21 protein-coding genes and 1 other annotated feature are annotated in these 22,646 nt (G+C 46.3%); of the genes, 11 read left to right on the forward strand and 10 right to left on the reverse strand.

Features of this window, described 5'->3' with window-relative positions:
• Positions 1-55 precede the first annotated feature (55 nt).
• From JM642_RS14390 to JM642_RS14405, 4 genes are all read left to right on the forward strand, one after another.
• Positions 56-1,357: a DEAD/DEAH box helicase gene (locus JM642_RS14390; protein WP_037415712.1), complete on the forward strand. Its 1,302-nt coding sequence runs from the start codon at positions 56-58 to the stop codon at positions 1,355-1,357.
• A 337-nt stretch (positions 1,358-1,694) separates the two neighbouring features.
• On the forward strand, positions 1,695-2,339 hold the full coding sequence (locus JM642_RS14395; RefSeq protein WP_037415710.1) for a peroxiredoxin-like family protein: 645 nt from the start codon (positions 1,695-1,697) through the stop codon (positions 2,337-2,339).
• A gap of 134 nt (positions 2,340-2,473) precedes the next feature.
• Positions 2,474-3,109, forward strand: coding sequence for a DUF2913 family protein (locus JM642_RS14400; RefSeq protein WP_037425436.1), 636 nt, complete (start codon positions 2,474-2,476; stop codon positions 3,107-3,109).
• A 118-nt stretch (positions 3,110-3,227) separates the two neighbouring features.
• Positions 3,228-3,977 (forward strand): transporter substrate-binding domain-containing protein, encoded by a 750-nt coding sequence (locus JM642_RS14405; protein ID WP_037415702.1) that lies wholly within the window; start codon positions 3,228-3,230, stop codon positions 3,975-3,977.
• A 109-nt stretch (positions 3,978-4,086) separates the two neighbouring features.
• Here JM642_RS14405 and JM642_RS14410 read toward each other — a convergent pair whose 3' ends face one another.
• The 4 genes from JM642_RS14410 to JM642_RS14425 form a co-directional block, all read right to left on the reverse strand.
• Positions 4,087-4,395, reverse strand: coding sequence for a ribbon-helix-helix domain-containing protein (locus tag JM642_RS14410; RefSeq protein WP_037416089.1), 309 nt, complete (start codon positions 4,393-4,395; stop codon positions 4,087-4,089).
• 127 nt (positions 4,396-4,522) lie between these two features.
• A complete protein-coding gene (locus tag JM642_RS14415; RefSeq protein WP_037415686.1) occupies positions 4,523-5,083 on the reverse strand; it encodes a DJ-1/PfpI family protein in 561 nt (186 codons plus the stop codon).
• A gap of 160 nt (positions 5,084-5,243) precedes the next feature.
• Positions 5,244-7,022 (reverse strand): flotillin domain-containing protein, encoded by a 1,779-nt coding sequence (locus JM642_RS14420; protein WP_203432054.1) that lies wholly within the window; start codon positions 7,020-7,022, stop codon positions 5,244-5,246.
• Between the two features lie 33 nt (positions 7,023-7,055).
• Complete coding sequence (locus JM642_RS14425) at positions 7,056-7,691, reverse strand: YqiJ family protein (RefSeq protein ID WP_037425429.1); 636 nt, start codon at positions 7,689-7,691, stop codon at positions 7,056-7,058.
• Between the two features lie 280 nt (positions 7,692-7,971).
• Between JM642_RS14425 and JM642_RS14430 the strand changes: the two genes are divergently transcribed.
• From JM642_RS14430 to JM642_RS14450, 5 genes are all read left to right on the forward strand, one after another.
• Complete coding sequence (locus JM642_RS14430; RefSeq protein ID WP_203432055.1) at positions 7,972-9,477, forward strand: carboxypeptidase M32; 1,506 nt, start codon at positions 7,972-7,974, stop codon at positions 9,475-9,477.
• A gap of 160 nt (positions 9,478-9,637) precedes the next feature.
• The gene (locus JM642_RS14435) at positions 9,638-10,132 is read left to right on the forward strand and encodes a GNAT family N-acetyltransferase (protein ID WP_037415676.1); all 495 of its coding nucleotides are present in this window, start codon (positions 9,638-9,640) and stop codon (positions 10,130-10,132) included.
• A complete protein-coding gene (locus JM642_RS14440) occupies positions 10,132-10,482 on the forward strand; it encodes a DMT family protein (RefSeq protein ID WP_037415674.1) in 351 nt (116 codons plus the stop codon). The genes JM642_RS14435 and JM642_RS14440 overlap by 1 nt, the downstream gene beginning before the upstream one ends.
• Before the next feature lie 37 nt (positions 10,483-10,519).
• Complete coding sequence (locus JM642_RS14445) at positions 10,520-10,777, forward strand: DUF2960 domain-containing protein (protein ID WP_011071581.1); 258 nt, start codon at positions 10,520-10,522, stop codon at positions 10,775-10,777.
• 39 nt (positions 10,778-10,816) lie between these two features.
• Positions 10,817-11,326, forward strand: coding sequence for an RDD family protein (locus JM642_RS14450; protein WP_069454493.1), 510 nt, complete (start codon positions 10,817-10,819; stop codon positions 11,324-11,326).
• A gap of 77 nt (positions 11,327-11,403) precedes the next feature.
• Here the strand turns inward: JM642_RS14450 and lptG are convergent, their stop codons facing one another.
• Together lptG and lptF are read right to left on the reverse strand one after the other, a co-directional pair.
• Positions 11,404-12,462, reverse strand: a complete 1,059-nt coding sequence (gene lptG, locus JM642_RS14455) for an LPS export ABC transporter permease LptG (RefSeq protein ID WP_037425424.1) — start codon at positions 12,460-12,462, stop codon at positions 11,404-11,406.
• Positions 12,459-13,571 (reverse strand): LPS export ABC transporter permease LptF, encoded by a 1,113-nt coding sequence (lptF, locus tag JM642_RS14460; protein WP_037415652.1) that lies wholly within the window; start codon positions 13,569-13,571, stop codon positions 12,459-12,461. Before lptF ends, lptG begins: the two co-directional genes overlap by 4 nt.
• A 255-nt stretch (positions 13,572-13,826) precedes the next feature.
• On the opposite strand from lptF, the gene pepA reads away from it, so the two are divergent.
• Together pepA and JM642_RS14470 are read left to right on the forward strand one after the other, a co-directional pair.
• On the forward strand, positions 13,827-15,335 hold the full coding sequence (gene pepA, locus JM642_RS14465; RefSeq protein WP_047538030.1) for a leucyl aminopeptidase: 1,509 nt from the start codon (positions 13,827-13,829) through the stop codon (positions 15,333-15,335).
• A 213-nt stretch (positions 15,336-15,548) separates the two neighbouring features.
• Positions 15,549-15,667: a sequence feature (Phe leader region), on the forward strand.
• 37 nt (positions 15,668-15,704) lie between these two features.
• Positions 15,705-17,705 (forward strand): chorismate mutase, encoded by a 2,001-nt coding sequence (locus JM642_RS14470; protein WP_203432056.1) that lies wholly within the window; start codon positions 15,705-15,707, stop codon positions 17,703-17,705.
• 102 nt (positions 17,706-17,807) lie between these two features.
• Here JM642_RS14470 and JM642_RS14475 read toward each other — a convergent pair whose 3' ends face one another.
• The 4 genes from JM642_RS14475 to hcp form a co-directional block, all read right to left on the reverse strand.
• Positions 17,808-19,112, reverse strand: coding sequence for a sodium:proton antiporter (locus JM642_RS14475; protein ID WP_203432057.1), 1,305 nt, complete (start codon positions 19,110-19,112; stop codon positions 17,808-17,810).
• 45 nt (positions 19,113-19,157) lie between these two features.
• On the reverse strand, positions 19,158-19,493 hold the full coding sequence (locus JM642_RS14480) for a hypothetical protein (protein WP_037425417.1): 336 nt from the start codon (positions 19,491-19,493) through the stop codon (positions 19,158-19,160).
• A gap of 131 nt (positions 19,494-19,624) precedes the next feature.
• Positions 19,625-20,755, reverse strand: coding sequence for a hybrid-cluster NAD(P)-dependent oxidoreductase (locus tag JM642_RS14485; protein ID WP_082389618.1), 1,131 nt, complete (start codon positions 20,753-20,755; stop codon positions 19,625-19,627).
• Positions 20,756-20,806: 51 nt separating this feature from the next.
• Positions 20,807-22,471 (reverse strand): hydroxylamine reductase, encoded by a 1,665-nt coding sequence (gene hcp / locus JM642_RS14490; protein ID WP_203432058.1) that lies wholly within the window; start codon positions 22,469-22,471, stop codon positions 20,807-20,809.
• Positions 22,472-22,646 lie beyond the last annotated feature (175 nt).

Genomic DNA, 22,646 nt, shown 5'->3' on the forward strand with positions numbered 1-22,646 from the left:
CTGTAATAGGGTGAGGCGCTTGAATGATTGAATGAGTGAATGACAGGAATCCAAAATGAGATTTGAATCTTTTAGTTTTTGCCCCGAGATTTTACGCGCTATCTCAGATTGCGGTTATCAAAAAATGACACCGATTCAGCAGCAAGCGATCCCAGCCATCCGCCGCGGCCAAGATGTGCTCGCCAGCGCGCAAACCGGCACAGGTAAAACCGCCGCCTTCGCACTGCCGATCCTACAAAAAATGGTTGAAAACCCAAGTGAAACCTTAAAATCTAACACGCGGGTATTAATCCTCACTCCGACTCGCGAACTTGCCGCCCAAGTAGCAGAAAACGTTGAAGCCTACAGCAAGTATTTAAATTTCAGCGTATTAACGATCTACGGTGGCGTAAAAGTTGAGACTCAAGCCCAAAAGTTAAAACGCGGTGCCGATATTATTGTCGCGACCCCTGGCCGTTTACTTGAGCACCTTACCGCCTGTAACTTAAGTCTGTCCAGCGTTGACTTTTTAGTGCTCGATGAAGCCGATCGCATGCTGGATATGGGCTTTAGTGCCGACATTCAAAAAATCCTTCAAGCGGTCAACAAGAAGCGTCAAAACCTACTGTTTTCAGCCACCTTCTCCAGCGCAGTGAAAAAACTGGCTAACGAGATGATGGTCAAACCCCAAGTGATCAGCGCCGATAAACAAAACACCACCGCCGATACCGTTAGCCAAGTGGTGTATCCGGTAGAGCAGCGTCGTAAACGCGAGCTATTATCGGAGTTGATTGGTAAGAAAAACTGGCAACAAGTGTTAGTGTTTACCGCGACCCGCGATGCAGCGGATACTCTGGTTAAAGAATTAAATTTAGATGGTATTCCCTCTGAAGTTGTCCACGGTGAAAAAGCCCAAGGTAGCCGTCGCCGTGCGCTGCGCGAATTTGTATCCGGTAAAGTACGTGTGCTAGTGGCGACCGAAGTGGCCGCCCGCGGTTTAGATATTCCCAGCCTTGAGTATGTGGTCAACTTCGACTTACCTTTCCTTGCCGAAGACTATGTTCACCGTATCGGCCGTACTGGCCGTGCAGGTAAATCTGGGGTTGCTATTTCATTTGTGAGCCGTGAAGAAGAGCGCACCCTAGCGGATATTGAAAAGCTAATCGGCCAAAAAATTCGCCGCATTACCGTGCCAGGATATGAGGTCGGTAGCCGTGAGTTGTTGTTAAAACAGCTGCAAACCCGTCGCAGTTTTGCCAAAAAACAACAGCGACTCGACAACGTCAGCGAGCAGATCATCGCCGAAAAAAGCATGCAGGGCCGCCGCGTGAAAATGAAAGTTGGTCAAGCCCCAAGCAAAGGCAAAAAACTCAAATAATGTTGTGTTGATAACTATCTTAACGCGCTAATTTAATACACTAATAATAATGTCAAAGCGTCCTTAAACGGACGCTTTTTTATTACCATTTAAAACCTATCTGACTCAGAGTGATTTTCGGGCATCGTGTTCTTATTGCAATATCCGAGTGATAGCACTGATTAACAAACCCAATAAATAACGACAAATACTGCAATAAATTTCGCATCTCGCCGTTCTTATTTCTACGTTTACTACCCATGCTCAGTCCACCCAAGCACACAGGCTAATAACGGTTTACCGTTAACAGCAGAATATTTAATTGAAACAAAAACTAATGACAAGGAGATATGCTCTAATGCAGTCCACACTACAGCGCTTTTTACTGACCATCAGCCTACTGCTCGGCAGTTTTAGCACGCTCGCTCAACCTATCGCCAAAGATGAATATTCGGTTAGCCCACTACTCAATGGCGAGCAAATCCCCGCAATCACTTTGCAAGACATGAATGGCCAAAATGTTGATTTAGCCAAATTAACGGCACAAAAACCAACGATTTTCTTCTTTTACCGTGGCGGCTGGTGCCCGTTTTGCAACAACCAAATGGGACAATTAAAAGCGATCGAGCCAAAACTCATTGAAATGGGTTTTCAATTAGTGGGTATATCACCCGATACGCCAGCACTGTTAAAAGCCTCTGCGGCGAAAAATGAGCTGAAATACTTATTACTTTCAGATGAAAAAATGCTTGCATCGCAAGCCTTTGGGCTTGCCTTTTATACCAGCAAGCAAGTTACTGAGACTTACCTGAGCCGCTTAAAACTGGATAATCCACTTTGGACAACGCCCGAAGGCGATAAAAGATTAGTCCTGCCAGTACCGGCAATTTATATTGCTGATACTCAAGGATTAATCCATTTCCAATATGTGAATCCCAACTACAAGGTGAGACCTGCGCCTAAGTTGATTCTGACGGCGGCTAGCCTCGTCGGTGCGCCATAATAATCCATATCCCACCCAAGCAGCCGCTAAGAATCGTTATCGATTTAGCGACTGCTTTGCTAAACTAGCTCCGCCGCAATAAATATCGCCCCAATTTAATCAGATCAATCCCTTTAGCCCGCGGCGGAGCCACAATGAATTCTCAAACCTATAATCAAGCCATACTCGAACTCGCACTGGCGGGGCTTACCGATTTAACCACTTCAGCTCAAGCCAAAAAAGCCCAACGCACACCCGCACAGGAAAGCCATTTTTTATGCAACTGGATGGTTGAGGCCCTGAAGGAAAAACGCTTTTCAAAATTGGTTGCCGAGGATCTGACCACGTGGATCCGTATGGCTCGCAGCCAAGGTGCTGGCGCCGAACTTAAGCGGTTATTGGAAAGAATTGTTCATCAATATCAGAGCGTTGAAAACTCGCACGTGGAGTTAGGTACGGCGTTAAACGCTATGATTGCCGAGTTGACTGAGCGCGAGTGGTTAGTGTTTACCGATACAGAAATTAATACGAAACTGAAGCTAGACGGCGATGGCCAATCGAGCTTAGTCATTGATGTAAAAGAATTTACCCAGCATATTCAAGATAATCAGCTCATCAAACCCATCAACTTATATGTCCGTGCCGATGAGCAACAGTTGACTCAAATCGCCCTCTCCCATGGTTTGTTGATAAGCCAGGGCAATAAGAAAACGAGTCTTATCAAACACCATAAGACCTATCGAATTTATCCTCACAATCAGCAACCTGCATTGTGCCAACTGTTGGCTTAACGGCTGAAAACTGCTTGAATAGGTAAACTGCGCCACAGATAACCATTTTTTCACAACGAAAGAATACAATGTAGCGTAGTAACCACTAAGCTCGATCAACCAAGGAGTGAAGGACTCGATGGGTAAAGGAAGTATTCTCTATCGTTGCCTCGTTAAAGGCGTTTTATTACTGATTTTGTTTGCCCCTCAGTCCTATGCAGAACAACTCAAGTACAACATTACTGGCTCATATTCTTGGTATCCGTATTTTATTGCCAATCAACCCGATGCTCCGGGAATAATTTCTGAATTAATTCCGCAGATTTTATCCTTAGCGAATATTGAGGGAGAAAATCTGTCCTTGCCGCCCAAACGGACGAACAACGCCCTTGAAACGGGTCAATTAGATTTTGATGTGGTTAGCCCCAGTTGGTTTGAAAACCAAGATTTTGGTCCCTTATTCGTGAAATCCGATCCCATCATGCCTATCACTGAGTACGTAGTGACCAGACCCGAAAATGTTGAATCCTTTAAAGAAATCACTGGAATTAAAGGCAAGCAAATCGGTACCGTCAGGGGATATTTGTACCATGACGACAAGGAGTTTATCCGTGTCGATTTTACCTCTGAACAAGAGTTGATTAAGGCATTAGATAAACACCGCATCACGGCCATTATCTCGGGTAACTATCCCGCCTTATATTGGTCAAACAAGCTTAAGATCCCCGTTGGATTAGCCGCGGTGCATTCTGATGGCGTACTGGTGCTAAGGCTACGGAAAGAGCATGCTGCTCTACTACCTGCGCTCAATCACGCAATAGCGCAGCTAAAAGCCAATGGAAAAGTAGAGCAGATTATCAACAAATATACCCAAGCCTTCGCAAGCTAAATCGATAAAAGCTCATGTTTCCAAGTACTCACAAGAAAATGGCTCTGCAATAACGCGGCAAGTATGCAGCAACTTTAGTCTTTTCAAATCGCAAAGATGCAATGGATATTCAAGAGGATTTCGCGTTTAGTGCAACCTTAGGTTTTAACACCAAACGCTGCCCCTGATTAAGATGGGTTGTGCAGGCGACCCGCAATAAAGAAGCAAAGTTAGCCACTTCTCCGTGGCGAGTTAACACCTCTCGGTAAATACGGGTTAAAAATACCGCGACACTCAGCTCGGCATCTTCGGCAATCTCTTCAATAATCTGCCAAAAAATCGCTTCTAGCCGAACGCTCGTCACCACACCATCGATGCGAATGGAGCGGGTTTTGAGTTCAAACAGTTCGGGTTCGGCACCGGAATAGATTTCACACACAATATTACTCCCCAAGCAGCTATTGCGCTTTGCTCCAGCCATTGCGCCTTGCTTAAGTCCCCAGCGAATACTCAACTTAAGCCTCTACCCGAACTGTTATGCCATAAATTACACAGGATGAGTATCGTTAATTCAATAACTTGTTAAACTGCGCCAACCATGCAGGATGCGCTGGCCATGCGGGCGCGGTAACTAATTTGCCATCGGTAATTGCCGCAGTGACTTCAATATCACAATATTCAGCGCCAGCTTGTTTCACCTCGGGCGCGCAAGCGGGATAGGCTGACACTTTTTTACCGCGAACCACATTGGCCGCCGTGAGTAACTGCGCGCCATGGCAAATAGCCGCAATCGGTTTATCTTGGGCGGCAAATTCTGCCACGAGGGCAATCACCGCAGGGTTTAGGCGTAAATACTCTGGCGCCCTACCACCTGGAAGCAACAGCGCATCAAAATCACTCGCGTTCGAACCAGCAAAATTGCCATTTAAGGCAAATAAGTGTCCTGGTTTTTCGGTATAGGTTTGGTCGCCTTCAAAGTCATGAATTGCCGTTTTAATGGTTTGCCCCGCCACTTTATCGGGACAAACAACCGTGACACTGTGACCCACCATTTGCAGGGCTTGGAACGGTACCATTAACTCGTAATCTTCAACAAAATCACCGGCGATAATCAAAATATTGGCCATGAGAAACTCCTTTTATTCGATAAGGGAAAACGCAACAGCGGATTTCACTCTACTCCGACCATTAAATTTAGGGTAATAGTGGAATACTACAAATCGATACAGCCGTTTCAGGCATAAAAAAGCGCCCGTAGGCGCTTTAGTCTTTGGTGATTGACCACTCTTAATTATTTATCTTTGGTTCAATCATGGCCTGTTGCTGACTATAACCATTCAGCCCTGTGTTGGCCGATTTCACCACATTTAAGGCCTCGGTCGTCAGTGCATTATTGCCATTGAGCAGATCGTTCAAAGTGCCAGAATCCGCTTGGACTAAGCCTAATTCACGTAGCATGGCATCAACAACTGGCGCATTGGCGCGATAGTTTAAGGCTGCGCTAGTCACTTGTTCAGCGATACCACCTTGGTTGATCGCGGAACCATCACCACCCGTAGCAAATTGATGACCAACACCATAACCTTGAAGAATTTTAATACCTTCGATGTTTTCCAATGGTTTAACCGCTTGAGCAACAATTTCTGGCAAGGCTTTTAAGATCGCAAGGGATTTTTGCAGCGCAATCTGCTCATCACGTAGCACGTTTTCGGCTTCGTACAGAGCTTGTTTACCAGCCGCTTCAACGGCATAGACTTTTTCATCCGCCTCGGCTTGCAGTTTTTTCGCATCGGCACTGGCACGCGCTTCAATCAAAATCGCACTCGATCTGTCTTCCGCGGCACGTTTCTCGGCTTCAGCTTGCACTGTCACACCAACAGCATCACGCTCAGCTTCCTTACGGGCATCAATCACTTCAATTTCTTTGCGACGATTGGCTTCTGCCACTTGGCGCGCTGTAATTACGGCTTCTTCTTTCTCCACTTTCAATTTTTCCGCTTCTGCTGCGCGGGCACGGGCGGCCGACTCTTCTTCCGATTTAGCGGCTACCGCGATGTGTTTTTCCTGCTCGGCGACTTCGATATCACGTTGCTGTTGAATACGCGCCTGTTCGATAGATTTACGTTTTTCAATCTCGCGGGTTTCAATATCTTTGGTCTTTTCAATTTCCGCGGTTTCGATAGCACGTTCTTTGGCAATTTCGGCTTCACGTTCTTCACGGGCCTTGTTTTCTTTTTGCTTAATAATTTCAGCTTTTTGCTCGGCGCGCTTAAATTCGAGTGACTGTTGCTGGATAAGACGTGCTTCTTCTTCCGACTTTTCAATCTCCAGCGATTCTTTTTCAGCCTCTAAGTTACGCTGCTCAATCTTAATGCGGTTTTCCTGCTGAATATCGTTCGTTTCTTTACGCTTTTCTTCAATGATTTTAGCTAGACGCGCGCGACCTTCTGCGTCGAATGCGTTGTTTTCATTGAAAAACTGCAAGTCGGTTTGGTCAAATCCCGTCAAGGAAACGGATTCAAGTTCTAAACCGTTTTTCTCTAAATCGTTAGCAACGTTGTTCTGCACCCGTTGTACAAAATCGGCTCGCTGCTCATGCATCTCAGTCATGGTCATTTCAGCCGCAACGGCACGCAACACGTCGACAAACTTAGATTCCATCAGCTTTTTCAGCTCTTCCACCCGCGTGGTACGGGTACCTAAGGTTTGTGCCGCCATCGAAATGCCATCAGCATTGGGTGCCACCCGCAAATAAAAGTCTGCTTTAACATCAACCCGCATACGATCTTTGGTGATCAGTGCATCTTTTTGAGTTTTTTCCACTTCGATACGCAGGGTATTCATGTTCACTGCAATGGTTTCATGCAGCACGGGCAAGACGATTGCGCCGCCGTCTTTAATGATTTTTTCACCACCAAAACCAGTACGCACAAAGGCCATTTCCTTCGTTGCCCGTTTGTATAACTTGGCGAAAATCAGACCAATCACAATCAGGCCAATCAATACCATTGCGGCAACCAACAACACAAAATTGCTCGAACTGGTGACTTCGTTTAACACATCCATTTGCTTTCCTTATTCGTTAATAGCTTTGGAAAATTAATTATCAAAGCGAGTCGCAGACCAGACTCTTCCCTCTCTTTTAAGCAGCACCACTTGAGTACCACTAGCAAACTCGATACCTGAAGTTTCAGGCTCGACTAATACATAATGTTTTTGTTGATGTTTATCGCGAACAACCGCTTCCGATGGCATGCCTTTAATGGCGCAGCCTAAGGTGATAGTGCCGACATAACCGCTTAAGTCATCAAGGGAGATGGCGGTAGATTCATTTTTGGGGAGCAAATCGGCCAGTACTCGGCCAAGATAGCGACAAGACAATGCACTGCCAACTACAGCGATAGGTAAGGTAAATAGCTGCGGCAGCAAGGTAGCCGAGACCATTAAGCTAATGTAATTAACGAGATAGCCTGCAATGGCAAAACTGGTTAGTGCCAGCACAAACCAGATAAGCAGCGGCAAACGATTGAGACAAAGCCAGCCAGCAATCCCTGTGAGTCCGCTACCACCAATATCAGCATCATACTCAACATCAGCAGGCACCCACTGGTCTAAGGCGCTCATCATACTTAATCCTATGACGAGTGATAAGGCTTCAAAAACACCAAGGACAAGCACACAGGCGAAGGCAATAGTGTAAGGTAGGTTAGGCTGTTCAACTAAAAACGCCCACATAGTCATCTCCTTGAACGATACAGCAGTCCATTTACTTCACTGTAATTATCAACTTACGAGTGACAGCATAGCAAGGCAAGCTTAGTTTCCAAACAAAAATTTATCCTAAAGCAGATTTGAATAACTCCCCATTACGCCATAATGGCGTGAGCCGTTATGGTCAATAATGTTCACGTCCTCCCTTTAGGGGTCTAGTGTGCTTTTGACTGCATGATATTATCATGCTGTTATTGTTATTTTTCGTGCTAATAGATAACGACCGCACCTTAAGATTAAGTCTATGGATACCGCTATGAACACCAAACAACCTACGCCAAGTTACGATAAACTTACGGCGCATTTCCAGAAAATTTCACATTTTGAACATTTTAGTGCGCTAGGTGATTGGGATCAGGCAGCAATGATGCCCTTGGGCGGCGGCAGTGAGCGTGGCGATGCCATGGCCGAACTCGCATTGCATATCCATACCCTTAAAACGTCCCCTCACCTTGCTGAAAATCTCGCTCTTGCCGCGCAAGAAGCGCTTACCTCAGAACAACAAGCCAACCTAAGGGAAATGCAATATCAGTATCAACAGGCGACTCTAGTGCCTGGTGAGCTGGTTCAAGCCAAAACCAAGATGGCCTATCAGTGTGAAAATGCCTGGCGTGAGCAACGCAAAAACAATGATTGGCAAGGCTTTAAACCTAATCTTAAGGCGATAATCGCCCTTGCGAGGGAAGAAGCTTTAATCCGCGCCCAAGCGCAAAATATTTCCCCCTATGATGCCCTGCTCGATAAATTTGAGCCTGGCATGACTACCGCAAAGCTTGAGCAAACCTTTGGTAATTTAAAAACTTGGCTCCCCACGCTCATCCAAAATGTACTCGAAAAACAAGCCGGTGAGCCAACACTTAAGCTTAATGGCCCCTTCGATATCAAGGCGCAGCAAGCCCTTGGCCTCGATGTGATGGCCTATTTAGGGTTTGATTTTAACCATGGCAGGCTCGATATCAGTAGCCACCCATTCTGCGGCGGTGTACCGAGTGATGTGCGCATCACGACGCGTTATAACCAAGCCGATTTTAGTAGTGCTATCATGGGCATAGTGCATGAAACTGGCCACGCCCGTTATGAACAGGGTTTACCGAAACAATGGCGCGGTCAGCCCGCAGGACTGGCTCGTGCCATGGGCGTCCATGAGAGCCAAAGCTTATTTTGTGAAATGCAGCTCGGTGCCAATCCCGCGTTTTTACGGCAATTGCAGCCACTGATTAAACAGCACTTAGGCTGCGATTTCAGCGCCCGAGACTTGGCAAGACACTACACCCGCGTCAATCCAGGGCTTATCCGCGTCGATGCCGATGAAGTCACCTATCCTTGCCATATTTTATTGCGCTTTGAGGCCGAAAAAGCCTTTATCGACGGTAGCTTGAGTGTGGATGATCTACCCGACTTTTGGTCAAGCCAGATGCAACAACTGCTCGGGATCAATACCGATGGTAACTATCGCGATGGGTGTATGCAGGATATCCATTGGGCAGTCGGTGAACTTGGCTATTTCCCTAGCTATACCCTAGGCGCCATGTATGCTGCTCAGTGCCGTTTTGCAATGGAGCGAAGTTTAGGCCCTATTGAAAACCTTATCGATAACGGTCAGTTATCCCAAGTATTTGACTGGCTTGGCAAGCATATTTGGTCCAAAGGCTCATTACTGACAACGGATGAACTCATCATTCAAGCCACGGGTGAGCCGTTAAACAGTCAATATCTGGCTAAGCATTTAACTCAACGCTATTTGGGCTAAATGCAGTAGCGCTAGGTCATAAAGTGTTGGCAATAACACTCTAGCGCTTAGACTTGGCGCAATCGCATCACTATCGGAGTTTCAAAGCTTTTGCTGCGATTTGGGTATATAATCCCGGACTTATTTATTCAAACTGCTTTTGGACGGAAAAAGGTCGACCATGTTACTGCGTGCAATCACCCCACAGGATTGGGATGCTATTTTACAGATCCAGGAAGAATGTTATTCTCAACTGGATCCTGAACCCCTGCATGTATTGCAAAGCAAGTGGCACGTCTCACCTCAATCCTGCTTTGTATTTGAGGTAAATGACTCAGTGGTGGGCTATTGTCTTGCTCATCCTTGGACCACCAATATGCCTCCCGCACTTTATGAGCCAATCACCCATTTACCTAAGGCCGATACTTTGTATCTGCACGATATTGCGATATCGGCAAAGGCTCAAGGTTTAGGCGCTGGGTCTAAAGCCTTAATGCGTCTAAAGCAGCTTGCCGATCGCTTTAACTTGAGCTCCCTCTCCTTAGTGGCGGTGCAAGGCGCTGATAGCTATTGGCGCAAAATGGGCTTTAAACCTAAAGCCATAGAGAAATGCCTTGGTAGCTACACTGATGATGCCATGTACATGATTTATAAACTTAATCATCGAGAAGAATGATGAATCCAACCCTAACGACTATTGGTTTACTCTGTCTTAGCAATATTTTTATGACCTTTGCTTGGTACGGACATTTAAAGTCCTTAGGCTCAAAGCCTTGGATTATCGCCGCCTTGGTCAGTTGGGGCATCGCCCTGTTTGAATACCTACTGCAAGTGCCGGCTAACCGTATCGGCTACACAGTGATGAATGTCGGACAATTAAAAATCCTACAGGAAGTCATTACCTTAAGCTTGTTTGTGCCCTTCGCCTACTTCTACATGAAGGAACCACTGAAACTCGATTATCTCTGGGCGGGTCTGTGCATCCTCGGTGCGGTGTATTTTATTTTTAGAAGCGAATTTAATTAATTTCAGAACCATTTCGAGACCATTTCAGGAGATATCCATGGCGCGTCAAGTGACTTACACCTTCAAAGGTGAGACGAAAACCATTGCCTTTAGTTATGCTAAACACCACGATTTATACGAGGCCGTAGCGGAGGCCGAAGGTATAGACTTAACCAAGTTTCTGGCGATGGAGCAACAAATTGCCATGACCTCACGCAAAGGCGCCAAGGCTGAAAAAGATTATCGCAAAGTCGAATTTGCTCGCTTTGGGTTTAGCAATATCCACTTTGTACGTGATGAAGAACCAGAAGCTTAAACCTTATCGTCATTTATCCATTTAGAATTAGGATCGCCGATGTTAAATGCTGAACATGCCAACTTTCCCCGCGCCGGATTCTTTCGCCGCCTAGGGGCAATGATCTATGACCTACTGCTAGCGGTAGCCGTATATATGTTTTCGGGCGCTATTGGCTTTGGTATTTTTTTTGGACTCACAGCCTCTGGCCTCGTTAGCATGAATGGCTTCGAGCATGTGTCCGACGCCCTCAATGGCACACCGATTTACCATGGGATTTATCAACTTTGGTTAGCGCTCTGCGTAGGTACTTTTTATGCGCTATTTTGGAGTAAAGGTGGCCAAACCCTCGGAATGCGCGCTTGGCGCCTTAAGATCCAACATCCCAATGGCCAAAACTTAAGCCTTATCACCGCCTATGCACGCATCGTCTGGTCATTACTCGGCATTGGTAATCTGTGGGTACTGATCAACGACGATAAACTCGCACTGCAGGATATGATGACCCGTTCTGAAGTAGTCGTGTTATCCAAAGAAGCTAACCAAATGCGTAATTGGCATGGCGCTTAAATTTAGCTTTTAGTCGCTTATAAAATTGTCCCAATAAAAAACGACGCCATTGCGTCGTTTTTTATTACCCGCGTTTATCACCGCCGGATAAAGTAAAAGGCAATACCCGTAAATAGTAGACTTGGCGCCATCGCCCCGACATACGCAGGTAGTTCATAAACAATACTCATGGGGCCAAATATCTCATTACTGATATAGAAACTAAATCCAGCAACCACCCCGAGTAACACCCGCGCCCCCATAGTCACTGTCCGCAACGGTCCAAATACAAAAGATAACGCCACCAGCATCATCACCCCTACGGTAACAGGCTGCATTACCTTGCGCCAAAGGGCTAATTCGTAACGACTTGGGTCTTGGCTATTGCTATTAAGATACTCTAAGTATCCCATTAAGCCGCGTATCGATAAGGCCTCAGGCTTAACCGATACCACACTGAGCTTGTCAGGCGTTAAACTTGAGCGCCAAATATCTTCATCTAAATGCTCAAGTTTCACTTCGTCATAGCTTAAATCGGTACGCTTAACATCCGAGAGATGCCAGCTGTCTTTACTGAACAATGCACTTTTAGCATGCACTACATTGGTGAGTTTTAACTCACTGTTAAACTTATATAAAGTGATATTGTTGAGCTTATCGATATCCGCAACTTCACCAATATTCACGAACAAATCACCATCTTTTGCCCAAATACCTCGGTGAGATTTAATCAAACTGCCACCGGAGAGTTTGATGGCCTGAAGTTCATTAGCCTTTTGCTCCGCAATTGGGGCGCCCCACTCACCCAATGCCATGACCATCAGCATCAGCGGCACGGCGGTTTTCATCGCCGATAGCGTGATCTGCAAACGCGACATGCCCGATGCTTGCATGACGACAAGCTCCGAATTAGAGGCTAACATCCCCATACCGATCAAGGCACCTAACAGCACAGCCATCGGGAAAAACATTTCAATATCGCGGGGCACAAGGAATAGCACATAAATCCCCGCATCCATCATAGTGTAAGTGCCGCGGCCCACTAAGCGCAGTTGGTCCACCCACTTAATAATGCCCGACAAACCTGTCAGCACCAGTAAACATAACGCCGAGGTGCTTAATAAAACTCGGGCGATATAAAGGTCTAAAATCTTCATGCAGCCACCTTTTTACGCGCCATTGCCGCTGATAAACGGGCAAATAGGGGCCTGTCTTTACCGAGCAGTAAAATCCCCATAATCAGTGCCGACAAATGGATCCACCACATGCCTAAATACTGTGGAATAACGCCATCTTGGAGCGCTTTACGACCCGCAACCATCAGACCAAAATAACCTAGGTACAAGAGAACAGCGGGGAGCATTTTGGCGAACTTGCCTTGTCGCACATTGACCCGAGCCAAAGGCACTGCAATTAAGGTCATAATAGGAATCGCCAACGGAATTGCTAGACGCCAATGAAACTCAGCTACGGCTTCAGAACCTTCCACTTTCATCAAGTCTGCCAGCGGTAAAGCTGAAAGTTTACGGCGACGTTCATCAACCTGTTGTTCTTTGATTTGCATCTTATAGCCACCAAATTCAATCATTTGGTAGTCTTTTTGTTGTGGGCTGCCCTGATAACGCACCCCATCATTGAGTTGTAACTGCTGTGAGCCATTTTGATCTTCATTAACGCGTCCCCCCTTGGCAACAACGACGTTAGTCAAGCCAATTTCGTCATTTGGATCGGGGAGTTGGGCCACGAATACTTTTTCAAGCTCATTATCCTTGCCAATGCGTTCGACAAACAGTACCGCACGGCCATTGGGGCTGGCCTGAAAACGCCCTTGCACGAGCGCGGCAAGGCCTGCTTCAGATTGTGCTTTCTCCAGCACTTGGTTTTGTTGCTCCTCCGCCCAAGGCGCAACATAAAGGGATAAATATCCAGTAAACAACATGTTAATAACGGCGAGGATCAAAGTTACTCGAGTAACATACCATTCACTCACACCAACACCGTGCAGAATGACCATTTCATTCTCGGCATACATGCGACCATGGGCCATTAATATCCCAAGGAATAAGCTTAAAGGTAAAACCAGAACAACCAGATAGGGTAAATTAAGGCCTATCAAGGTGGCGATGAGAGAAGCGGGAAATTCACCGTCTGAGGCGTCGGCTAATATGCGCACGAAATGCTGGCTAATAAAAATAGTTAACAGTACAAAAAGTACCGCAATTTGCGCCTTTAAAACTTCTCGAATAAGGTATCTAAATACAATCACAGGTAGGATCCGGTCTCTAAACTTATCTTTTTGCTGGTAACAGACTAACTTTCATGTAAACTGTTTACTTTTGGTAGTTTTCTGACCAACTTCAGGGGTTCCTGGCTTACATTAAATGTCACGGCTTTTTCACAAAAACGTGACTCAAGTGCCGAGAATAAATCACCTTTGGAGTAATAACTTAGGCCCTTTTCGGGACAAGCAGACATTATCCAATAAATATAAAAATTTGTCTTTAAGAATCTAGGAGTGCTCATGGAGTTTAGCGTAAAGAGCGGTAGCCCCGAAAAACAACGCTCAGCCTGCATCGTTGTCGGTGTTTATGAACCCCGCCGTCTATCCGGTATCGCCGAACAATTAGACAAGATTAGCGAAGGTTATATCAGTAATCTACTGCGTCGCGGCGATTTAGAAGGTAAGCCTGGGCAGATGTTATTACTGCACCACGTTCCTAATGTATTGAGTGAACGAGTGCTGTTAGTCGGTTGCGGCAAAGAACGAGAACTAGACGAGCGCCAGTACAAGCAGATCATCACTAAAACCATCAACACCTTAAATGAAACCGGTTCAATGGAAGCGGTATGCTTCTTAACCGAGTTACACGTTAAAGGTCGCGATACCTATTGGAAAGTTCGCCAAGCGGTCGAAACCACCAATAGCAGTTTATACAGCTTTGATGCGCTCAAAACCCGTAAAGGTGAGACCCGTCGTCCGCTGCGTAAATTAGTATTTAATGTGCCAACACGTCGCGAATTGACCTTAGGTGAACGCGCGATTGAGCACGGCATGGCCGTTTCTGCCGGTATGCATTTATGCCGCGATGTGGCTAACATGCCGCCAAACATCTGCAATCCAGCCTATTTAGCCTCTCAAGCTCGCCAATTGGCCGAAGTCCACGAAAACCTACATGTATCAACTGTAGGTGAAGAGCAAATGGCAAAACTCGGCATGAACTCTTACCTTGCCGTAGGTCGCGCCAGCGCCAATGAATCCATTATGACAGTGATGGAATACAAGGGTGCCGTCGACAGCACGGAAAAACCTATCGTATTGATAGGTAAAGGCTTAACCTTCGATTCAGGCGGTATTTCATTAAAACCGGGCGAAGCCATGGATGAAATGAAATACGACATGGGTGGCGCTGCTGGTGTGATCGGCACCATGAAAGCCATTTGTGAAATGAAGCTACCAATCAACGTCGTCGGTATTCTCGCAGGTTGTGAAAACATGCCATCGGGCAACGCTTACCGCCCAGGTGACATTTTAACCACCATGTCAGGGCAAACTGTTGAAGTTCTGAACACCGACGCCGAAGGCCGTCTAGTATTGTGTGACGTGTTAACCTATGTTGAACGTTTCGATCCTGAATTAGTGATTGACACTGCTACGCTCACTGGCGCCTGCGTGATTGCCTTAGGTAAACATGCATCGGGTCTGTTCTCATCACATAATCCACTTGCGCACGAGCTACTCAATGCAGGTGAGCAAAGTGGTGACCGCGCATGGCGTATGCCACTGTGGGATGAGTACCAAGATATGCTCGATAGCCCATTTGCCGATATGACCAACTTAGGTGGTCGTCCAGCGGGCGCGATTACTGCGGCTTGTTTCCTCTCGCGTTTCGCGAAAAAGTACAACTGGGCTCACCTAGATGTCGCAGGTACGGCGTGGAACAGCGGTGCCAATAAAGGTTCAACCGGCCGCCCAGTACCGATTTTGACTCAGTTCCTGATCAACCGTGCTGGCGTCGAATTAGGCGAATAATCCCTAACAAGACCAAAAGGCGAAGAAACATTTCTTCGCCTTTTTTATGCCGCAAAGAAAGCGAAATGCCACTGAGACTAATACGATTAACTATCTGTTCATTCAATTTGATTGCGTGAGAAGAGTTAACAACAACCTAGATGTGAAAGAATACTGCTATTGAATATTTTTTGATTGACAGCCACGCCCTCGCCCTTTAGTTTTAGTCACTATGAAAACAAATACCTTAGCGTTTTTTACTTTCTTTTTTACACCCCCACTCTAGGAGGCGGATTTACTGTGTAAAAACGAAAGTAAAAATCCAAAGCCTCCCACTGGGAGGCTTTTTCGTCTTAAACGCTTGAGAATCCGGCGGCAAATGAGGTCAGAATGCAAAAACCACAGCCTTTAAATCACACTCGAGAGCAAATAACCCAGCTCGACAATGAGCTTCTCTCGTTACTCGCCGAACGTCGCCGCTTAAGTCTTGAAGTGGCCCGCAGTAAAGAAGTGGATGTGAGACCCATTCGCGACACCCAAAGGGAAAAAGAACTGCTGGCAAGATTAGTGACGGCAGGGCGAGAAAAAGGCTTAGATGCGCATTATGTTATCTCGCTGTATCAAAGCATTATTGAAGACTCGGTACTGAATCAACAGGCTTATCTTTACGGCCGCGCGAACCCTGAAACGCAAAAACAACAATACTGTATCGCCTACCTTGGCGCCCGCGGCTCCTACTCTTACCTCGCCGCATCTCGCTATTGCCAACGTCGTCAGGTTGAGATGCTCGACTTAGGCTGCCAAAGTTTCGATGAGATAGTCCAAGCCGTTGAGTCAGGTCACGCCGACTATGGCTTTTTGCCGATAGAAAATACTTCGTCCGGCTCAATCAACGAAGTGTATGACGTACTGCAACATACCAGTCTTTCCATCGTGGGCGAGACGACTATCGAAGTAAGCCATTGTCTATTGGGCAAACCGGGCAGCAAACTGAGCGATATCAAAACGGTTTATGCTCACCCGCAGCCCATCAGTCAGTGCAGCCGCTATCTTAGCCAGCACAAAGGCTTAAGACTGGAATATTGCTCAAGTAGCGCCGAAGCCATGGAGAAGGTCAACCAGTCTACCGACAATAGCGCCGCTGCGATTGGTAGCACAGAAGGTGGCGCGCTGTACCAACTCGAGTCAATTGAGTCTGGACTTGCCAATCAAAAGATTAACCAAAGCCGCTTTATTGTTGTAGCACGAAAAGCCGTAGCCGTACCGGAGCAATTGCCCGCAAAAACTACCCTGATTATGGCCACAGGCCAAAAGGCGGGTGCGTTGGTTGAAGCCCTATTGGTGCTCAAGGCGCATCAACTGAATATGAGCAAACTCGAATCACGCCCTATTCCTGGCACGCCGTGGGAAGAAATGTTCTATCTGGATATCGATGCCAATATTTCCAGCGAAGCCATGCAGCAAGGGCTCAAACAGCTCGAGAGGATCACGCGGTTTATCAAAGTATTGGGGTGTTACCCTTGCGAAACCGTAAAACCGACACAACTCAGCAATAGCCAATTGTTGATTGAACCTAATACCTCTAAAGCCGAAGTATTCAGTGAAGTAAGCACTAAGTTATCTCCCTATCGTTACACTAAGGCTTATAAGGCGCAGGCGAGTGAAATTCACTGCGGCCCCTTTACCATTGGCGCAGGCCATCTTGGTGCTATTGCCAAAATCACGCTGAGCAAAAGCCTGCTGTTAGAGTCGTCACCAGCCGTCTTATCCGCCTTTGAGCGCAGAGTGAAACAGCTAAAAGAAGCGGGTTTCCAAGCGGTGATTTTAGACGGATGCCACTCGCTTGCCTCAGCAGAAGCCATCATCCCTAAGCTGCACCAAACCCTGCATCAGTATGATTTGCTTTGTGTTATTGCCATCGAACAGGCGACGGATATGCAGTTGGCGACAGGCCATGCGGATATGTTGTTCTTAACGGGTAAACAAATGTTTAATCAGGCCTTGCTGACTCAGGCAGGCACCCTGCCGATTCCGCTATTCCTCGAACGTAACGATATGGCAAGTTATGAGGAGTTTATGGCGGCAACGGAGACGATTTTAAGTCAAGGTAACCAACAGCTTATCCTATGTGACTCGGGCATTCGTACCTATAACAATGCCAACTTACCTACTTTGGATTTAGCAAGCCTCATCCAAATCAAGGCCAACAGTCATCTCCCTATAGTGATTAATCCTTGTTATGCCATCAGCGAAGATGCGCTGCTACTGCAAACTCAAGGGATTAAACAGCTCAAAGCCGATGGTCTAGTGCTGAATTGCTCCCTCGAAGAAGATAAAGCACATGACACACTGGCGCTGATGGTCGAGGTCGTCAGGGAGTTATATCGCTAATTTGCGCGAATAACGATACCAAAGAACATACAGCCACGAATATCGTGGCTGTATGGTTTAAGGCTTTTAGGATTTTAGGCCTCAAGCTTAAACGCAGCAGGGCTAGGTTCGCTCAGGCGCAATCTGGCTATTGGTATCTGTTGCCACCGCATTACTGCGGCGAATTAACCCCGTCATACTCGATCCCTGCACTAGGATTGAAAACACTACCACGGCATAGGTCATTACGAGCAGTAGCTCTCGCAGCTCGACACCACTTTGTGAATCGATAATCACACCCTCAGGTAAACTCATCGCCATCGCTAATGCCAGCCCGCCCCTCAAGCCACCCCAAATAAGGATCGACTCAGCATAGGGATTGTAGGACTTGACTAACCTAAACCCGATATACGGCAAAAACACACTCACCGCCCGCGCCGTTAACACCAATGGAATAGCCACTAACATAAACCACCATAATGGCGCCTTAAAGGTGACGAGCAGGAGTAATAATCCCAGCAGTAGGAACAGCAACGCATTAAAGAAGGACTCTATCAGTGACCAAAAAGTATAGAGTTTTACCCGCTCATGGCGCACAAAATATTTAGGCACGCTGTAGTTGCCGATAATCATCCCCGCACTCACCATCGCCAGCGGTCCCGACACCCCTAATACTTCGGCGATAACATAACCCGCCGTCGGGATCAGTAAAGTCACCAGCATTAATTGGGTTTCTTCCTCACAGTAGCGAAAGAAATGGTGCAACAATACCCCCAGCACTGCGCCATAAACGACGCCCCCAAGCGCCTCTTGAACAAACAATAACGAGATTTGCGTGAAGGTCAGCGGCTCAGTTGAAAAGGCTAGATGGGAGATGGCCACAAAAATCACCAGCCCAATGCCATCGTTAAAGAGCGACTCCCCTTCTACCTGAATCGCAATATCTTCGGGCGCGCCCATCTTCTTCAAAATGGCTAATACAGCTATCGGATCTGTGGGTGAAATTAAGGCGCCAAAGAGCAAACAATGGCTTAAGGCCAAGGGCAATCCCAACATGGGAGCTATGTAGTAAAGCAAACCACCGACGATAAAAGTCGAGAGCAAGGTACTGACAAAGGCAAGGATGAGGATTTCCCATTTCTGATGCCTTAAGATTTTTAAGCGGATCTGTAATGCCCCAGCAAACAACAGGAAACCTAACATGCCATTGAGCAATAGCGCCTGAAAGTCGAGTTTCTCCAGCCCTGCCACAAAGTAACCATAAACATTACCGCCAAGTGCTTTACCCCCCAACAATAGCAACAGACTCATGCCCAAGGCTAATGCGGTAATGGCGACGGTTTCTTGCAGCTTATGCAAACGCGAAGATGCCACAGACGTGACTAAGGCTAACGCACAGAGAATACACAGAATTTGATAACTAGACATTAGAGCCTCTTATCTCGTTAAGATGAAAAGACTCTAGCACAAGTTTTAGACTTCTAAACCATCCAATAGACTTAACCAGCCTTTAATTATCCGATGACAAAACCAAATAATACCAAAGAGATAAATCGAAAGACTAAGCCAAGTAATCGGCAAGCAATAACCTAATATTAAGAGTCCTAAAAAAATCATATTAGAATGGCGTTGCCAACGCAGGTGCGAAGCCAGTACCGCATTGCCTTGAGAGTGTCGCTGAGACAAGTTAATAAACAAGCTCAGCAGCACAGGAAGCAGTAACAACGGAAAGCCGGACATTAAGGCGTAAAGTAAATGGCCTAAGCTGCGATCTTCAATTTTTGCGGCATAAGTGGTTGTCGTTGTCATTGAGAGACTCCAGCCGGACGATGGGACTGGGCGTGAACTCCGCCCTTGTCTTTAACCTTACGTTCTCAGCGATATAATCGCAACTACGCTACAAAAATATTTCCGTTAAGGATGGCTCAAACAACTCAATATTAGCCCAACGACAGCGTTACATCCGACTTAAGCTTAGTTGAACAGGCTAACACATATCCGGCTTCGATATCAGCTGGCGTCAATGTCATACTACTAGTTGACTCAGTCTCCCCTTCGAGCACTTGGCATTTACACGCGCCGCATACGCCCGATCGGCAAGCCGCAATAATCGGTAAACCTTCAGCTTCAATCCCCTCAAGTAACGTTTGCTCTGCCGTTAAGGCCCGCTTTTTATCCCCAATAGATAACATAAAGCTTGCGCTGGCATTAACTTGATTTGCTGATTGCATTTCAGCTTGCTTGACTCGGCTTTGCGCTTCTTTCACTGCGGTAGCAAAACTCTCGTGATGCAGCTTACTCATATCAAAGTTAAGCTCAGTCAGAATCATTTTCACGGCCTGCATATAAGGCTCTGGCCCGCACAAAAACACGGTTCGCTCGGCAAAATCAGGCACTAAATCTCGTAGATTATTGGCACTTAAACGGCCGATATCGTGTAATGTTTCCTCAGTATGCCAAACCGTATCAGTGGTGACATTCTCCACAATATAACGCAGTTTAAAATCTCGATGGCGCGTAGCCATGGTCTCTAATGAAGTTTTAAAAATAATATCGGCTTGAGTTCGCGCGCTGTGTACAAAAGCGATGTCGGCATTCATTTGGGTATCGGTCAAATAACGCGACATCGAATACATAGGTGTTATACCGCAACCTGCGCTCAAAAAGAGGTATTTTTGGGCTGAAATATCAAACAGATTGAATTGCCCTGTTGGCGGCAGGACTCGTACCATTTGTCCTGGCTGTAGATGATCAATCAGATAATTCGATACGAGTCCTCCCTCAACCCGCTTAATGGTCACCATTAACGAGTAAGGTCGGGACGGCGTCGAAGATAAGGTATAACTGCGGCAAGCCTGTTCACCGTTGATGTCTAGCACTAAGGTCATAAATTGACCCGGCTTATAATCAAACTTCATCGGCTCACCCGCTTGAAAGCGAAAACTCACCACATCAGCGGTTTCGTTCCAACGTTCCACACACACTAACTGACTGAAACTGTCTTGACGCGCAGGCGTGGAGGATAAAGTGATATCGGGTAGAATATTGATATTCATAATCTTTGTATCCATAACACTGCGGCCTTATCGTCAAGCCGCAGTGATTCTATGCTATCAATCGACCTAGGCTACGTTTAACATGGTCTTAAGATCGGCTTCCACTGTGGTGGTATTACGCAAGCCAAATTTTTCTTCCAAAATCTTGGCCAAGTTTGCAGTTAAAAATGCCGGCGGCGTTGGGCCAGTACGGATGTTTTTCACCCCGAGTGACAACAGCGTCAGCAGCACGACAATGGCTTTTTGCTCAAACCATGAAAGCACGAGATTCAATGGTAATTCATTGATATCGCATTCAAAGATTTGTGATAGCGCGATAGCTAGCTGGATTGCCGAATAGGCATCGTTACACTGGCCAATATCGAGTAAACGCGGAATGCCATTGATATCACCAAATTCCAACTTGTTGAATTTGTACTTACCACAACCTAAGGTCAGGATAACGGAATCCTTTGGCGCCGATTTCGCTAAATCGGTGAAATAACTCCGCTCCGACTTATCACCATCACAACCTCCGACTAAGAAGAAGTGTTTGATAGAACCGTTTTTGACGTTTTCCACCACAGTCGGCGCTGCGGCCATTAAAGCATTTCGGGCAAAACCGATGGTGATATTGTGTGGAATTTCATCGTATTGGAAACCATCAAGTGAGAGAGCCTTGTCGATCACAACTGAAAAATCATCCCCAATTACATGAGTCACACCAGGCCAACCGACGATACTGCGGGTAAAGATACGGTCGCTGTATTGGCCCACATTCGGGTCGATAATACAGTTTGAGGTCATCACTACGGCGCCAGGGAAATTAGCGAATTCTTTTTGCTGGTTCTGCCATGCACTGCCGTAGTTACCTACTAAATGGGCATATTTTTTAAAGGCGGGATACGCAAGCGCAGGCAGCATTTCACCATGGGTATAAACATTAATGCCTTTGCCCGCCGTTTGCTCGAGGATAAGCTCTAAGTCTTTCATATCATGGCCAGAAACCAGAATCGCTTTGCCTTTTACCGGTTTAGTGTTGACGACTGTCGGTTCAGGATGACCAAAGGCTTCAGTCTCGCCCGCATCAAGCAAAGCCATAATGCGGTAGTTTAATTGGCCAATTTCCATCGCAGTGGAGAATAATTTATCTGCATCAACACTCGGTTCACCGAGAAACGCCATGATCTCATGGAAATCCGCAGCAATCTCAGCATCGGTTTTACCTAGTACACGCGCATGCTCCATATAAGCGGCCGCACCTTTAAGGCCGTATAAACAGAGTAATCTAAGTCCCAAAATATCTTCATGAATGTGGTTTTTGTCTTTATTAAGCGACGCGATAGGTGCTTGAGACAGCATTTCAAGCTTGCTTGTGCCTAACACTAACTGCGCGACTGGCGGCATCTGCTCTGCCGTTTTCCCGCTCTTTTCACAAGCGGCTTCATAGGCTGTTTTTAGATTTTCACGGTGTGTTGCAGCTTGCTGTACATAAGCAATGATCCGCTCATCATCGAAGTTGACGTTGGTTAAGGTTGAGAAAAAAGCTTTAGGAACAAAAGTATCGACTTCAGAATCTACAATGCCTAACTCGCGCGCTTTTACCGCATAAACGGAAACACCCTGCAACATGTAGATTAATAAGTCTTGCAGATCCGAGGTTGCCGCTAATTTGCCACACATACCTTGGGAATAACTACAACCATTGCCAGCGGGTGTACGAATGGTTTGCTCACACTGAATACAGAACATGGATAGACTCCTAATTTAAATTCATGCTTTATTTATGCATGTTTAAAATTAGTCTACCTAAACCGAAAATAAGCGACAGTGTTTTCTTACCTTGAATGCCAAATCTTAGAGAATGATCACCTTAAGCAGTTACTAATTTACACAATAAAAGTGACTCAAAACCCATAAAAAATGC

Origin of the sequence: Shewanella sp. LZH-2, assembly GCF_016859145.1 — a bacterium.
Classification (GTDB): Bacteria; Pseudomonadota; Gammaproteobacteria; order Enterobacterales; family Shewanellaceae; genus Shewanella; species Shewanella xiamenensis.